Source organism: Sphaerisporangium perillae (assembly GCF_023276435.1).
Classification (GTDB): Bacteria; Actinomycetota; Actinomycetes; order Streptosporangiales; family Streptosporangiaceae; genus Sphaerisporangium; species Sphaerisporangium perillae.
Genome location: NZ_JALLPO010000026.1, coordinates 113,959 through 128,391, shown reverse-complemented (window position 1 = coordinate 128,391; position 14,433 = coordinate 113,959). Strand labels below are relative to the sequence as shown.

Below are 14,433 nucleotides of genomic sequence, written 5' to 3'. Positions count from 1 at the left end.
AGGACGGCGGTGTCACTCCGCCTGTTCCGCACGGCGGCGGGCAAACGGACGGCCGTCGCGTTCTCCACGCCCCTCGCCCTGGCCCGGGTGCTCGGCACCGAGCACCGGTGGATCCGCCTCAGCGAGACCGCACTGCGGCACATGCTCACCGACGTCGGCGTGACGGGCATCGTCGTCGATCCCGCCGGGACCATGCCGGCACGGCAACGCGAGCAGGGCTACCGCGTCCGCCATCTGCGGGTGGCGTGATGTGCGTCCTGGCCCAAGACCTGCAGCACCCAGGAAATCCCGAAGGAAACCCAGCTCGAAGCGAGGCCCGCGTGACCGCCATGACTTCCATGCCCTCCATCGCCGAGATCGCCCGAGGACCGTGGTCCACGGCGACCTGGTTCGGGCCCGAAGGGGAAGCCACCCTGGCCGGTGTTCCCCTCGTGCGGATCGCTCAGCAGTTCGGCACCCCCGCCTACGTGCTCGATGAGACCGACGTCCGCCTGCGCTGCCGCACCTACCGAACCGCACTGCCCGGTGCCGAGATCGCGTACGCGGCCAAGGCCTTCCTGTGCCGGGCCATGGCCGACTGGATGCGAGCCGAAGGGCTGAGCCTGGACGTGTGCAGCGGCGGCGAGTTGGCGGTCGCGCTCTCCGCGGGGTTCCCCGCCGAGCGGATCATCTTCCACGGCAACGCCAAGACCACCCACGAACTGCAGACCGCGGTCACCGAAGGCGTCGGACGGATCGTGATCGACAACCTCGCCGAGATCAGCCGGCTGGCCGCGCTGGTCCCGCTCGGCCGGCGGCAGAAGGTGCTGATCAGGGTCATCCCCGACATCACCGCCGGCGCCCACGCTGCCGTGCGCACAGGCAGGGAGGACCAGCAGTTCGGCCTGTCGATCGCCACCGGCGCCGCCGGCGACGCGGTTGCCCGCGTGCTCGCGCAACCCGCCCTCCAACTGGCCGGCCTGCACTGCCATCTCGGCTCGCAGATCACCACCGCGCTGCCGTACGAGGCCGCCGCGCGGGTGATGGTCGAGCAGATGGCCCGGATCCGGGAGACCCACGGGGTCGTGCTGCCGGAACTCGACCTCGGCGGCGGCCACGGAATCCCCTACCTCCAAGGAGAGCAGGGACTCGAGGTTACCGGCTTCGCCCAGCGGCTCACCACCGCCGTCGAGGAGCGCTGCGCCGGTCTCGGCCTTCCCCTGCCGAGGCTGATCGTCGAGCCGGGGCGGGCGATCAGCGGTCCCGCCGGCCTCACCCTGTACCGGGTCATCGCCGTGAAGAAGGGGCTCGATCGCACCTACGTCGCGGTCGACGGTGGCATGAGCGACAACCCGCGCCACGCGCTGTACGGGTCCCCCTACGAGGCCCGTCTGATCGGCCGTAGGTCCCAGGGCGGCATGCGCGACGTGACCGTGGTCGGTCACCACTGCGAGACCGGGGACACCCTCGCCGAAGGCGTCCCGCTCCCGGCCGACGTCCACCCCGGCGACCTGATCGCCGTGGCGGCCACCGGCGCCTACCACCACTCGATGGCCTCCACCTACAACCTCACCGGACGTCCCCCCGTGGTAGCCGTCGGACCAAGCGGGCCACGGCTGATCGTCCGCAGGGAAGAGCCCGAAGACCTGATGCGCCGCGATGTGGGGCTGTGAGGAGTGTTGCGGCCCTCCGAACCTTCGGGGGGCCGCCCACGCCTGCCAATGAGGAGGTCCTGCGGAACTTCCGCCGTATAGGACAACGTGACAATCGCTGCGAGTTGGGGGTCAATACGTGGATCGGGTCCAGCCGTCGGCGATGAACAGGTCCGCGTCGTGCGGGTTCTGGTCCTCGAAGTGAACCCCCGGCCCGCTGATCCGGACCATGTCCACGTACACGCCGCGGCCCTGGTAGAGCGGGTCGTTCACGTAGCGCCACCGCAGTCCGGTGGTCCCTGCCGGGAGGTCGGCCTGCGCACGTAGCCACTGACGGCCCTCGAAACCCGAGAACGTGCCGTCCGACGACCAGCGGTGCGGGCCGGCGCTCAGCTCCATCGGCACCGGGCTCCAGTTAGCCCCGCCGTCGGTGCTGGCCTCAAAGGACCCGATGTCGGAGTCCGCCTCCGTGTCGTACCACAGGGCGAAGGAGAGCCGGCCGCCCTGCGGCGCGCCGACCGGTAGCGTCAGCGTCGCCGTCCGGGCGTCCCCGACTCCGGAGAACCACGCATCCTGCCCCTTGGCCGGCCGTACCGGAATGGCCAGCGCCAGGTCGCGGGCGACCGCCCGGCGGGCCGGGTTGTTGGAGCCCCAGTCCCGGCTGGGGTGCACCCGGTTGGTCAGCAGGATGACGAACGAGCCGGACAGCGGGTCGATGACGAACGACGTCCCGGTGTAGCCGGTGTGCCCGCCGGTCACCGGCGAGGAGAGCCCGTCCATGTACCACATCTGGTCGAGCTCGAAGCCGAGGCCGTGCGAGTTGCCGGGAAAGGCGGTGTTGAAGTTCGTCAGCAGCAGCCGCACCGAGTCCTTCGACAGGATGCGCGCCTTGCCGTAGTGACCGCCGTTGAGCAGTGTCTGGGCCAGGATCGCCATGTCGTAGGCCGTGGAGAAGACCCCGGCGTGGCCCGCGACCCCGCCGAGCGACCAGGCGTTCTCGTCGTGCACCTGGCCCCAGACCATGCCGCGGTCGGGCTCCGTCGTGGTCTGGTACTCGGTGGCGGCGATCCGCGGTTTGAGCGCCGGGTCGGGGTTGTACCCGGTGTCGCGCATCCCGAGCGGCCCGGTCAGGTTCTCCGCGACGACCGCGTCGAGCCGCTTTCCGGTCACCCGCTCCACGATCACGCCGAGCGTGATCAGGTTGAGGTCGGAGTAGCGGTAGACCGTGTCCGGCGGGTTCGTCGGCGCGACGTTCCAGGCCGCGGCGTACCGTTCCTCAATGGTCGGGTAGTTGTACAGCGGTGTCCACGCCGGCAGCCCCGACGTATGGGTGAGCAGGTTCCGGACCGTGATGCCACCCTTGCCGTTCGCCGCGAACTCGGGGATGTACTCGGTCACCGGGGTGTCGATCCCGATCCGGCCCTGCTCGATCTGCCGCACGGCCACGATCGAGGTGAACAGCTTGGACACCGACGCCATGTCGAAGATCGTGTCCTTGCGCATCGGGATCTGCTGGTCCGGCGGCAGCTCGGTGGGCGTGGAGTCGGCGTAGCGGACCGCCTTCCCCATCGCCTCGTGGGTCGCGATCACGCCGTCCCGGCCCGCGATCACGACCGCGCCCGCGTAGAGCGGCCGCGTCGGCGACGGCTCCATGAACCTCGCGGCGTCGGGCGCGATCCGGTCCACGTGCTCGGGGACCAGGCCCGCCATGCCGGCGTCGCCGTACCGCAGCTGCTTGCCGGCGAAGTGCACGTCGCCGATGGTGACGGTCGGCGGGCCGTCGGCGGCCGCCGACGCGGACAGGGGGGTCGCCACGGTGAGCGCCACCGCGACCAGGAGGACGGGCAGAGCTCGCACCGCTAGTCCCCTCCACGGTAGATCAGGTACTTCTCGCGCGTCTCGGCGAACGCCTTGAGCGCGTCGGCCCAGCCGGCCTCGACCTCGTCCGGGCTCTTCCCGGCGTCGATGTCGGTCCGGACCTGGGTCGAGCCGGTCAGCTTGTCGATCCAGTACGGCCGGGCCGGGTCGGAGGTGTCGTATCGCCAGGCGAAGTCGTTCGGGTAGAGCCGCTTCGCCGTGACGATCATCGCGATGCCCGTCTTGACCGGGTCGAACACCTCCCGGTCTGTGACGTACAGCTGCACCCCGCCGCACAGCTTGTTCACGTGCTTGGAGAACGTGGGCGTGAAGTACGCCGGCCTGAACCCGGCGCCGGGCAGGCCCAGCGCGTTGAGCGCGTCCGCCCACCGGTGGTCGACGTACGGGGCACCGATGAGCTCGAAGGGCCGGGTCGTGCCGCGTCCCTCCGACAGGTTGGTGCCCTCGAACATGCCGGTGCCGGAGTAGACGAACGCGGTGTCCACGGTCGGCATGTTCGGTGACGGCAGGACCCAGGGCAGGCCGGTGTCCTCGTACGTCAGGTCCCGCTTCCAGCCGCGCATCTTCACGACCGTGAGATCCACCGGCTGGTCCAGGAACTCGGCGTTGAACAGCTTCGCCAGCTCGCCGACGGTCATGCCGTGTGCCTGGGAGATCGCCTCCCGGCCGACGAACGTGGAGAACTGCGGGGTCATGACAGGCCCGTACGCCCGGCGGCCGGTGATCGGGTTGGGCCGGTCGAGGACGACGAACCGCTTGCCGGCCAGCGCCGCGGCCTGCATGGAGTCGAACAACGTCCAGATGTAGGTGTAGAACCGGGCGCCCGCGTCCTGGATATCGAACATGATCGTGTCCACGCCCGACCTGGTGAAGATGTCGGCCAGCGCCTGGCCGCTCTTCAGGTAGGTGTCGTAGACCGGCAGCCCGGTCTGCTCGTCCACGTAGAAACCCTCGGAGCCACCGGCCTGAGCCGTGCCACGGAACCCGTGCTCGGGGCCGAACACCGCGACGAGATCGATCCCGTCGCCGGCGGCCATCACGTCGACCTCGTGGCCGAGGTCCGGCAGGATGCCGGTCGGGTTGGTCACGATGCCGACCTTCTGGCCCCGCACGAGCTCGTAGTCGCCGGCCATCAGGACCTGGACGCCGGTCTGGAACTTGCGGGGCTGTGGATGATGGTCGAGTTGGGGGATGCCCATGCCTGTCCCGGCCATGGCGACGGCCGTGGTGGACAGCACGGCCCGCCGGGAGAAGAGCTGGCCCATCAGGTGTTGCTCCGTTCTGGGGAGGGTCAGTAGCTCAGGCCGTGTCCGTAGGGGTAGAGGACGGAGCCGTCGGCGGCCGGGATCGTCACCGGCAGCTTGCCCCTGGGGTGGGTCCGGCCGAACAGTACCCGCGCGGTGGCCTCCATCGCCGGCTTCTCCCACGAGTACGTCGCGAGGTTCGTCGGAGCGTCGGGGAAGTCCGCGATGTCGTAGGGGTTCCGGGTGGCGACGATGACGACGGGCTTGCCGGTGGCGAGGAGCGCGTTGACCAGGTTGCGCTGGGAGGCCGAGGTCTTGGAGTTCACCGTGGTGACCACGACGAGATCGCTGGCGCCGGCCTTGGCCACCGCGGCGTTGACGGTGGCCGCGTTGGGGGCCGTCCCCGTCTCGAACAACTCGGTGGTGACCCCCAGATCGCTGATCGCCTTGGCCAGCCGCTCGGTCGGCGGGATCTTGATGGACGGCGGCGTGACGTTGCGGTAGCCGGTCACCAGCACCCGCTGCCCTGTGTTCTTCAGCGGCAGTACGCCGGCGTTGTTCCGCACGAGCGTCACGCTGTGGTCGGCGACCGCTCGCGCGAGCGCCTTGTGCGCCGGGGTGCCGAGGCGGTCGAGCACCTTGCCCTCGGGGACCTGCTGGTCACCGTGGAAGAAGCCGCGCTGCTTCTTGAGGCGCAGGACCCGGTAGACGGACTCGTCGATGCGATCCTCGGTCAGCTCGCCCGAGCGGACGGCGTTCAGTACGGCGTTGTAGGCGACGTCGAGGGAGATCGTGCTGGTCGTGTCGTCGACCATCATGAGCAGGTCGACCCCGGCCTTGAGCGCGAGCACCGGGATGCGGTCGTCGCCGTACTTGTCGCGCACGCCCTGCATGGACAGCGAGTCGGTGACCACGACGCCGTCGTAGCCGAGCTCGCCGCGGAGCAGCCCGGTCATGATCTCCGGGTCGAGCGTCGCGGGGTCGCAGCCCTGCTGGGTCACCACGTCGCAGTCGCTCTGCAGGTACGGCATGATGACGTGCGCCGTCATGATCATGTCGGCGCCCGCGGCGATGCCGGCCCGGAACGGCGGCGCGTCGATCCGCTCCCACTGCTCCTTCGTGTGGAAGATCCAGGGCACGCTGTTGTGACTGTCGTTGACTGTGTCGCCGTGGCCCGGGAAGTGCTTCAGGCTCGCCGAGACGCCGCCTTGCTGCAGGCCGCGGACGGACGCTCGCGTCAGGTCCGACACGAGCTCGGTGTTCTCCCCGAACGAGCGGACGCCGATCACCGGGTTGCCCGGGTTGATGTTGACATCGGCGACCGGCGCGTAGTCCTGGTTGATGCCGAGCGCGGCCAGCTCCCGGCCGGTGACCATCCCCGTGGTGAGCGCCTGACCCGCGCTGCGGGTCGCCCCGAGCGCCATCTGCCCGGGGAACGCGGTGAACGGCTCGTCCAGCCGGTAGACGGCGCCGTGCTCCTGGTCGGTGGCGATCAGCAGCGGAATCTTCGCCGGCTGCGCCAGCGCCGCCCGCTGCAGGTCGTTGGAGAGCCCCGCCGTCTTGACGGGGTCGTTCAGGTTGTTCGCCCACCGGAAGTAGAGGATCGCGCCGAGGTTGTACTTGGCGATGAGGTCGTCGCCGTTCTTGACGTCCGGCCCGTACATCGCCTGGTTCGCGGCCACGTCGGCCGGGTTGGCCGTGTCCCCGCTCTCCCCGTAGACGTCCGCCACGAAGAGCTGCCCGACCTTCTCCTCGAGGCTCATGCTCGCGATCTTGTTGAGGATCCAGGGATCCTTCCCCTGGTCAGCGTGTACGGCCGGCGCCGCCCCCACCCCCAGAACCACCGCTGCCGCCAGAGCCAGTAACCGCCGGTGACGCATCTTTCCTCCAACCCCTCGCATGTAGGTAAATTTCATGCAAGGTCATCGCGTTGCCTGGAAGTTACTTACATCCGATCGGATGGTCAACGCTTTCTTGCCGGAAACCTCGCGAGGCGAAGGACCTCGCCGACGTCGTCGGCTACCTGGCCGGGCCGCAGGGCCGGCGGGTGACCGGCCAGACCATCGACGTCTCGGGTGGGACCTACCTCTCCCCCATCGCCCCCGCGTGATCACCGGTGGATAATCACCGGCATGCGGTTCGGAATCCTTGGCCAGACCCGGGCGTGGCGCGAGGACGGGGCCGAGGTTCCGCTGGGCGGCCCGGCCCGCCGCGCGCTGCTGGCCCTGCTGCTGGTGCGCCCCGGCGAGGTCGTGTCGGCTGACCGGCTGGCCGACGAGATCGACCCGGACGGGGCGCTGTCGGCGCACGCGCTGCAGTCCCAGGTGTCCCGGTTGCGCACGGCCCTCGGCTCGGCGGCCTCGATCGAGCGTGCCGGGGCGGGCTACCGGATCGTGGTCCCTGGTGAGGACGTGGACGCCTGCCGATTTGAGCGGCTGGCCCGGGAAGGCCGGGCCGCGCTGCGCGATGGCGACGCCGAACAGGCGGTCGCGCTGCTGCGCGAGGCGCTGGAGCTGTGGCGGGGACCGGCGCTGGCGGACCTCGCCGGGAGCCGGACGGCCCAGGCGAGCGCCGTGCGGCTGGAGGAGCAGCGGCTCGGGGCGATCGAAGACCGGATCGAGGGTGGACTCCGGCTCGGCGAGCACCGCGCGGCCGTACCCGAGTTGCGCGAGATGGTCGGCCGCCATCCGCTCCGGGAACGGCTGGCGGGGCTGCTGATGCGGGCACTGTTCGCCGAGGGCGGGCAGGCCGCGGCGCTCGTGGTGTTCGAGGAGACCAGGCGGCGTCTGGCCGACGAGCTGGGCGCCGATCCCTCGGCCGAGCTCACGGCGCTCCACCGAGAGTTGCTGAGCGCCGATCCGTCGCCGTCGCCCACCGCGCCGCCCGCCCAGCTGACGGCTTTCGTCGGCCGCGCCGAGGAGATGGACGAGGTCGCCGATCTGCTGCGCGTGGCCCGGTTGGTCACGCTGATCGGTCCCGGCGGCGTAGGCAAGACCCGGCTGTCCATCGAAGTCGCCGCTGTCGCGGCCCATGAGGTGTGCTTTGTGGAGTTGAGCCGCGCTGCGCGATGGCGCCGCCCTGTCGCAGGCGCTGCTGGGCGCGCTCGGCCTGCGCGAGAACGGGCTCCAGATCGGGGGCAGCGGGCGGCCGCCGGTCGACCGCCTGCGGGAGGGGGGGTGACGGTGTAGTCGACGATCCGGTCGGCCCGGTAGGAGCGGATGCGGTCGAGGCTGCGCCGCCACGCCGGACCCGCAGGTCGAGCGGGCCGAGAGTGTCGCAGACGATGCTCCGCCATCTCCGGAGCTTACGAACCGGTCCCGGACGCGTATCGGACAGGACGGCGAAGGGCACCCGGACGGAATGCTCCGTACCGAGTGCCCGTAGCGTCAGCGCAGGACCTTGTGGAGTGCCGAGGTCAGAGACGCCTTGGCGTCGTCCTGGTCGATCGACCACATCATCGAGCCGCCGAGCCCCTTCAGCCTGATGTAGGCGGCCTTCTCCAGCAGCGTCGCCGGGTCGTCGTACGACCAGAATTCGTTGCCGTCGTACAGCCACTGCGTGCCGGTACGCAGGTCGCGATACCGCTTGCCCGGCTTGTTGACCAGGATCTTGTAGTCCTCGGTGCCCGGCGCCCAGGTGGCGGGGGCCGGGCCGGTGGCCTGTTCGTACAGCCCGTCGCCGGTGGACTTCACGCCGGTCCAGCCCTGGCCGTACGCGGGGACGCCGACCACGATCTTCCTGGCGGGGGCGCCGCGCGACAGGTAGTCGCCGACGGTGGTGTCGACGCTGTACTTCACCGGGTTCGGGTCCTTGCGGTCGGTGAACAGGTTGCCGTTGTGGCCGGTCCTGTTCTCCCAGGACCCGTGCAGGTCGTATCCCTGGATCGTGGCGAAGTCGAGGCTGCGGAAGACGTCGCGGACCTCGAAGCCTGAGTCGATCTTCGCCGCGGCGGCCGGCAGGAACGCGGTGAGCTGACTCTTCGGGTCGTACTCCTTCATCTGGCGGCGCAGTTCGGCGGCGAAGAGCGTGAAGTTCCGCTTGTCCTCGGGACGGACGACATTGCCGGTGTTGCCTTCCGAGCCCGGCCACTCCCAGTCCAGGTCGATCCCGTCGAAGACCCCCGCGCCCGTTCCCGCGGGCAGGCCGGGCAGGTCGCCCTTGAGCCACAGGCCGACGCAGGAAGCGGCCAGCTTGCTACGGGAATCGGGAGTGAGGACCGCGTCGGAGAAGTATTTCGATCCGGTCCAGCCGCCGAGCGAGATCAGCACCTTGAGGCCGGGGTGCTTGCCCTTGAGCTTCCTGAACTGGTTGAGGTTGCCGTTGAGCGCCTGGCCCGGCTGGTCGGCCACGCCGTCCACGCTCTCCTCAGCGGACACGGGCCGCTGCCAGTCGGCCCAGGGGTCGGCCGAGACGCACGTGCCGTCGGCGCCGACGTTGCCGAAGGCGTAGTTGATGTGGGTGAGCTTGGCCGCGGCTCCGCTGGTGTCCACGTCCTTGACATGGAAGTTCCGGGCGTAGATGCCCCACTGGATGAAGTACGCGACCCGCTTGAACCGGTCGCCGCCGTCCGGGTACGTGGTCTGCGCCTGCGCGGGTACGGCCACCGCAGCTAGGCCGACGGCGAGCGCCGCTGTGACAAGGTGCTGGAAAGGACGTCGCACAGCCATCTCCACTCGCTGCTTGCTTACTCATAGGAAAGTTTCCTATAAGTCGTTCCCGGATCGTAGAGTCCGCCGTCCGGGCCGTCAATGCCTTCGTGCGCGCCTTGCCGGATTCACCGCCTTCTGAGATGTCCGGCGCGGCGCGCCCGGTCAAGCGGCGACCTGGTGCGTGATCAGGCGAGCGGATAATGGGATCTGAGAACCAGCACCACATGTCCGCGAACGTGGGCGCCGGCTTGATCCACTCGCGAGTCGATGTCGATGAGCTTCGACACCACCCCGCTGTATCAACCAAGCATTCGAAGAAGCTCGGCTTCTTCGGCGGTCGTGAGGCCGGAGCGGCTCACCGTGTGGCCGGACTCGCGCTGCCAGGCGAGCGTGTCGCGAGCCGTATCGGCGACCGGGCGGATGTGCAGCCCGGCGGCCAGCGTGGCGGCGGTGTCGCGGGTCATGAAGCCGGCATATTGGGGCAACGGCAGCCACATCGGCAGCGACCGCGGCCCCATCCACGGCTCCACCTTCTGCTCGACGAGGAACTCCTGATCAGCCCAGACCAACTCGGGCTCCACCTCCAGGCCCTCGGCGATCTCCGCCAGCAGCTTGCCCCTGCTGAACGGCATGGAGATCGCATCGTACGGCCCGGCGAGCCCTTTCTCCGCCGAGTCGAGCGTCCAAGCGGCCAGATCGCGCACGTCGACGAGCTGCACGAGCTCGTCGGGTGACCCAGGAGCCAGCACGGGCCCGCCACGCGCCAGCCGGTCGACCCAGTAGGTGAACCTGTCGAACTGGTCCTCCGGGCCCACGATCAGCCCGGCACGCACGACGAGCGCCCCATCACCGACGATCTGCTCGCACGCCACCTTGGCCGGCCCGTAGTTCTCCGGGTCGGTCTCGTCGGCATCGGGGGCCAGCGGCTCGTGCACGACCTGGTTGGCCTCACCGAAGTCGGAGTAGACGCTGCACGACGACACGAACGTCCAGTGACCGGCGCGACCCGCGAGCTCCATGACGGCTCGCCGCACCAGGCTCGGATGCCTGGCGACGTCGATGACAAGGTCGAACGGCCCCTCCACCGGCGCCAGCCCGCCGTCCTCACTCCGATCGACCCGGACGAACTCAACATCCGCCGGCGGATCGCCCGCGAGCCCGCGAGCCGCGCACACCACCTCGTGCCCGCGATCGCGCGCCTGCCGTGCGATCTCCCTGGACAGGAACCTCGTACCACCCAGAACAAGTGTCCGCATCCCCCCATCCTGACCCACGTGGTCTGGGTGAACTCCATCCCTTCACTCCCAGCGCAAAGCCGGCCCGGCATTTCTTCCCCGGCGCTGTCGGCTCCGGGTGCTTACCTGCTCCTCGCGAGTCTGGGTCACTGGATGAGATCCGGCCGATCCCTCCGACGTACTTCTGGTGTACGGCTCACCTCTCTTGAGCGTGGAGAACCCCGGGCTTCAGTCCCAGGGAGGAAACGCTGAACAGTGATCAACCGCCTACTTCGCACGCCGACCAGTCCGGGAATGGGCCACTCACCGGAAGAAAACGGAAAGTGCCCGGGCAGGGGAAACCGCCCGGGCAAAGGGACCACCTAATTCTCCGGCGGATCGGTCGCGGAACCAACTCGCCGGTCGCTTCTTGTAGTGGTGCTGGACTGCGGTCGTCATACTACGGCGGCCCGGAGATCGATCACCAACAGTCGAAGCCGTCCCAACTGCTGTAGCCCCATCGCCGCCCCTCGTCGTAGCTCTCCCTCTTGTCGTGGCGGTCCCACTTGTCATAGCGGTCCCACTTGTCGTAGTTGCGGTCCCACTTGTCATAGCGGTCCCACTTGTCGTAGTTGCGGTCCCACTTGTCGTGGCGCTCTCCCCAGCCACCGGCGGTGACGGCGGTGGACGCGGTGGCGCTGGTGGCCATTGCGGCGCTCAGGCCGACAAGACCACCGGTGAGCACGGCCGTGGCAGCGAGCGTTGCGGCGTATTTCTTGATACCGGGCATTGCGTTCCCCTTTGACGTCGGTCGCCCTACAGAGGCATTTATCGCGCTGATTCGAGATAAATGCCCAGGCGACTCGTTAAGAGCTGGCCCATGTAGGGTCTTTCCGGGCGCCCGATACGACAAACGAGGATACTGACGTCTTTCCAGCTATTTAACCTCTTATTATATGTTTTAGTCGGATCTTCCCGATTTGTTCCGAACAGTTCGAATGAACGTCCGACTGACTCGCGGGCCCGACGCCACGCCGTCCGGCGTGAGCAGGTCGCAAGGCCCGCGAGCTGCTGGAGCAGATTTACGCCGAGCCCTCACACGCCCGTTGCTCCGTCTATGCGTTCGCGGAGCAGGTCGGCGTGGCCATTGTGCCGGGCGTACTCCTCGATCATGTGAATGAGCACCCAGCGCAGCGACACCGTTCCGCGCCATGCGTCCTTGCCGGTGATGTCGAGGTCGGCAGCGGCGGTGACGTAGCTGTCGGCGAAGGCCACCTCCTCCCGCCAGGCCTGCCAGGCGGCGGTGATGACGGCGGGGTCGGCTACGGCGCCGTCGAAGTCCTCGTCGGGGTTCTGGTCGGAGGAGAAGCGGGCAGGTGCGTCGTGCCCGGCCATCACCTGCCGGAACCAGCGGCGTTCCACGTCGGCGAGGTGGCGGATCAGTCCGAGCAGCGAGAGCGTGGAGGGCTCCACGGACCGCCGGGCCAGTTCGGCGTTCAGGCCCGTGCACTTCAACTCCAGCGTCGCACGGTGCGAGCTGAGGACGTTGAGGAGCATGCTCCGCTCGTCGCCGGTGGCGGGATAACGGAAGCGACGCTCATGGTCGCCGGCGAAGAATTCGGCTTTTCTGGCGCGGCCGGAGTTGCTCAAGATCAATGAACCTTTCCTGTGGATCTTCCGTTCTTGCTCAGGTGGACGTGGGTCGCGGGGTGGAGGGAGGGGCGTCGAGGCGGAGCCGGGCCAGTTCCGTCGCGGCCTGGGCGGGTGTCATCTGTCGGTGTTCCGCCGTGTCGAGGAGGTCGGCGACGGTGTGCTCGATGGCCTCGACGCGTTCGCGTGCCTCGTCGGGGGTTTCGTGGTGCAGCTCCCTGGTGACCGCGTTGATGACTCCGCCCGCGCTGACGACGTAGTCGGGCACCCAGACGATGCCGCGCTGGTGCAGGAGGTCACCGACGGCTGCGGTGGCCAGCTGGTTGTTGGCCGGCCCCGCGATGGCGGCGCAGCGCAGATGCGGCACGACGTCCTCGGTGAGGACGCCGCCGAGCGCGGCAGGGACGAGGATGTCGACGTCCGCGGTGAGGGCCTGTTCGGGCGAAGCCCAGGTGGCGCCGAGTTCCTCGCTTCCTGCCCGTTTGGCGGGGTCGATGTCGCTGACCAGGAGGTCGGCTCCCTCATCGGCGAGCAGGCGCGCCAGCCGCATGCCGACGCTGCCCAGCCCCACCAGCGACAGGCGCACGCCTGCGAGCGTCCGCGTGCCGTGGAGGCGTTGGCGTACCGCGTGCAGTGCCGCCAGCGTGCCGAGCGCGGTGGCCGGCGAGGAGTCGCCACTGCCACCGTGTTGTGCCGGCTTGCAGAAGACGTGAGGGGTGCGCTCACCGATGACCGCCATGTCTTGCGGAGTCGTTCCGACGTCTGGACCGGTCGCATACGTCCCGTCCAGTGACGCGATGGTGTCGGCCACGTCGTCTAGCACCGCGCGGCGCGTGGCTGCGTCCAGCTCGGCGCCCTGGGGCACGGCGACGACGGTCTTGCCGCCACCGTTCGCCAGCCCGGCCACGGCGCATTTGGCGGTCATGCCGGCCGACAGGCGCAACGCGTCGGTGAGGCCGTCCTGCCAGCTGGCGTAGCGCCAGAGCCGGCATCCGCCGACCGCCTGGCCGAGCGTGGACGAATGCACGGCGACGATGACCGGCAGGCCAGAGCGCGGTCCCGTACGGATCAGAACCTGTTCGTGGTCGAGGATGGACATGCCATCGAACCTCCGTGTCATACGAGCGGTGTTGTCCAGCAAGCATTGGGCATCCGGCCGCGTGATGGAGGTCTGACCGTACGAACGATCGGAAACGCTGGCAAACTGTCGTACATGGACGAACTTGATTCGGAGATCATCCGGCTTCTCCAGACAGATGCGCGGCAGTCCAACCGCGAACTGGCACGCAGACTCGGCGTCGCGCCCTCCACCTGCCTGGAACGCGTCAGGGCGCTCACCCGCCGGGGTGTCATCCGCGGCTACCACGCCGAGATCAACCCGGCCGCGCTCAACCGCGGCGTCCAGGCCATGGTCTCGGTACAGGTACGCCCCCTCAGCCGCACCGTCATCGATACCTTCCAGGACTCCGCGAGCGCCATGCCCGAAGTGCTCAGCGTCTTCGTGCTGGGCGGCGGCGATGACTTCCTTCTCCACGTCGCCGTCCAGGATCTCGACCACCTGCACGCCTTCCTGCTCGACCGGCTCAGCAAGCGCCGGGAGATCGCAGGCTTCCGCACCTCAGTGATCTTCCAGCAGGTACACAACGCCGCCCCCACCAGACTCCCTGACGTGCCCGACCACCCACAGCCGCCTGCCAGGAGGCCCTCCAGCGCAACGACCTGAAATCTGAGATGTGGTGGTGGACATGCCGGTGGTGCACGGCAGAGCGCAACCGGGGTGTACGACCAGCGCGCAGCGCCGTACCAAGTACCGCGCCGACCGTTCGCACGCCGCCGCCGATCAGCGCGAGTGAGGATCGATCAGTTCGACTATCGGCATCTCGATGGCAATTACCAGCGACAATTCAATCGCCCAAGCAGGACGGCGGTGTAATCAGTGACACCGAGCTGAGCAACAGCTCGTTTACCGTGCTAGCGCTCCACCATCGGGTACCTCCGCAGGGGAGCAGCGTTTCTCTACGACGACGCGCTGGCTACTGTTGCAGGCCTGGAGAGAGCGCTGCTGGTGACTCGCGCATGCCGCAGGTCAGGCCAATATCGGTCCTCGCTGCCGGCCGCCTCTCGCCCCGCAGCCGAGAGAGGCGGCCGGCTCCGGCCGATCAGGGCT

The 14,433-nt window shown here is 68.9% G+C and carries 13 protein-coding genes; 5 read left to right on the top strand and 8 right to left on the bottom strand.

All coding sequences use genetic code 11. From position 1 onward, the window contains the following. Positions 1-9 precede the first annotated feature (9 nt). On the top strand, positions 10-249 hold the full coding sequence (locus MYF83_RS25325; protein ID WP_248963193.1) for an SAV_915 family protein: 240 nt from the start codon (positions 10-12) through the stop codon (positions 247-249). A gap of 80 nt (positions 250-329) precedes the next feature. After that, the gene (gene lysA, locus MYF83_RS25320) at positions 330-1,652 is read left to right on the top strand and encodes a diaminopimelate decarboxylase (protein ID WP_248963220.1); all 1,323 of its coding nucleotides are present in this window, start codon (positions 330-332) and stop codon (positions 1,650-1,652) included. 111 nt (positions 1,653-1,763) lie between these two features. Here the strand turns inward: lysA and MYF83_RS25315 are convergent, their stop codons facing one another. Genes MYF83_RS25315 through MYF83_RS25305 form a run of 3 tightly spaced genes read right to left on the bottom strand, consistent with a single transcriptional unit; the run spans position 1,764 to position 6,516 of the window. Further along, positions 1,764-3,488, bottom strand: coding sequence for a serine hydrolase domain-containing protein (locus tag MYF83_RS25315; RefSeq protein ID WP_248963192.1), 1,725 nt, complete (start codon positions 3,486-3,488; stop codon positions 1,764-1,766). 2 nt (positions 3,489-3,490) lie between these two features. Then, on the bottom strand, positions 3,491-4,774 hold the full coding sequence (locus tag MYF83_RS25310; protein WP_248963191.1) for an exo-beta-N-acetylmuramidase NamZ family protein: 1,284 nt from the start codon (positions 4,772-4,774) through the stop codon (positions 3,491-3,493). 26 nt (positions 4,775-4,800) lie between these two features. Next, positions 4,801-6,516, bottom strand: a complete 1,716-nt coding sequence (locus MYF83_RS25305; protein WP_248963190.1) for a glycoside hydrolase family 3 protein — start codon at positions 6,514-6,516, stop codon at positions 4,801-4,803. Positions 6,517-6,683: 167 nt separating this feature from the next. Between MYF83_RS25305 and MYF83_RS25300 the strand changes: the two genes are divergently transcribed. Then, positions 6,684-6,863, top strand: a complete 180-nt coding sequence (locus tag MYF83_RS25300) for a hypothetical protein (RefSeq protein ID WP_248963189.1) — start codon at positions 6,684-6,686, stop codon at positions 6,861-6,863. A gap of 22 nt (positions 6,864-6,885) precedes the next feature. After that, positions 6,886-7,941 carry an AfsR/SARP family transcriptional regulator gene (locus tag MYF83_RS25295; RefSeq protein ID WP_248963188.1) on the top strand — a complete coding sequence of 352 codons (1,056 nt, stop codon included), beginning with the start codon at positions 6,886-6,888 and terminating at the stop codon, positions 7,939-7,941. A 198-nt stretch (positions 7,942-8,139) separates the two neighbouring features. Here the strand turns inward: MYF83_RS25295 and MYF83_RS25290 are convergent, their stop codons facing one another. The 5 genes from MYF83_RS25290 to MYF83_RS25270 all read right to left on the bottom strand — a co-directional run bounded on the left by MYF83_RS25290 (position 8,140) and on the right by MYF83_RS25270 (position 13,365). After that, entirely contained in the window at positions 8,140-9,414 is a 1,275-nt protein-coding gene (locus tag MYF83_RS25290; RefSeq protein ID WP_372500233.1) for a glycoside hydrolase family 18 protein, read from the bottom strand. A 287-nt stretch (positions 9,415-9,701) separates the two neighbouring features. Further along, positions 9,702-10,658, bottom strand: coding sequence for a Rossmann-fold NAD(P)-binding domain-containing protein (locus MYF83_RS25285; RefSeq protein WP_248963186.1), 957 nt, complete (start codon positions 10,656-10,658; stop codon positions 9,702-9,704). A 439-nt stretch (positions 10,659-11,097) separates the two neighbouring features. After that, positions 11,098-11,406 (bottom strand): hypothetical protein, encoded by a 309-nt coding sequence (locus MYF83_RS25280; protein ID WP_248963185.1) that lies wholly within the window; start codon positions 11,404-11,406, stop codon positions 11,098-11,100. Positions 11,407-11,711: 305 nt separating this feature from the next. Continuing rightward, positions 11,712-12,266, bottom strand: a complete 555-nt coding sequence (locus MYF83_RS25275; RefSeq protein WP_308201501.1) for a DinB family protein — start codon at positions 12,264-12,266, stop codon at positions 11,712-11,714. A gap of 37 nt (positions 12,267-12,303) precedes the next feature. Then, positions 12,304-13,365: a Glu/Leu/Phe/Val family dehydrogenase gene (locus MYF83_RS25270; RefSeq protein ID WP_248963184.1), complete on the bottom strand. Its 1,062-nt coding sequence runs from the start codon at positions 13,363-13,365 to the stop codon at positions 12,304-12,306. Between the two features lie 114 nt (positions 13,366-13,479). On the opposite strand from MYF83_RS25270, the gene MYF83_RS25265 reads away from it, so the two are divergent. Beyond that, the gene (locus tag MYF83_RS25265) at positions 13,480-13,989 is read left to right on the top strand and encodes an Lrp/AsnC family transcriptional regulator (RefSeq protein ID WP_248963183.1); all 510 of its coding nucleotides are present in this window, start codon (positions 13,480-13,482) and stop codon (positions 13,987-13,989) included. Positions 13,990-14,433: the final 444 nt, after the last annotated feature.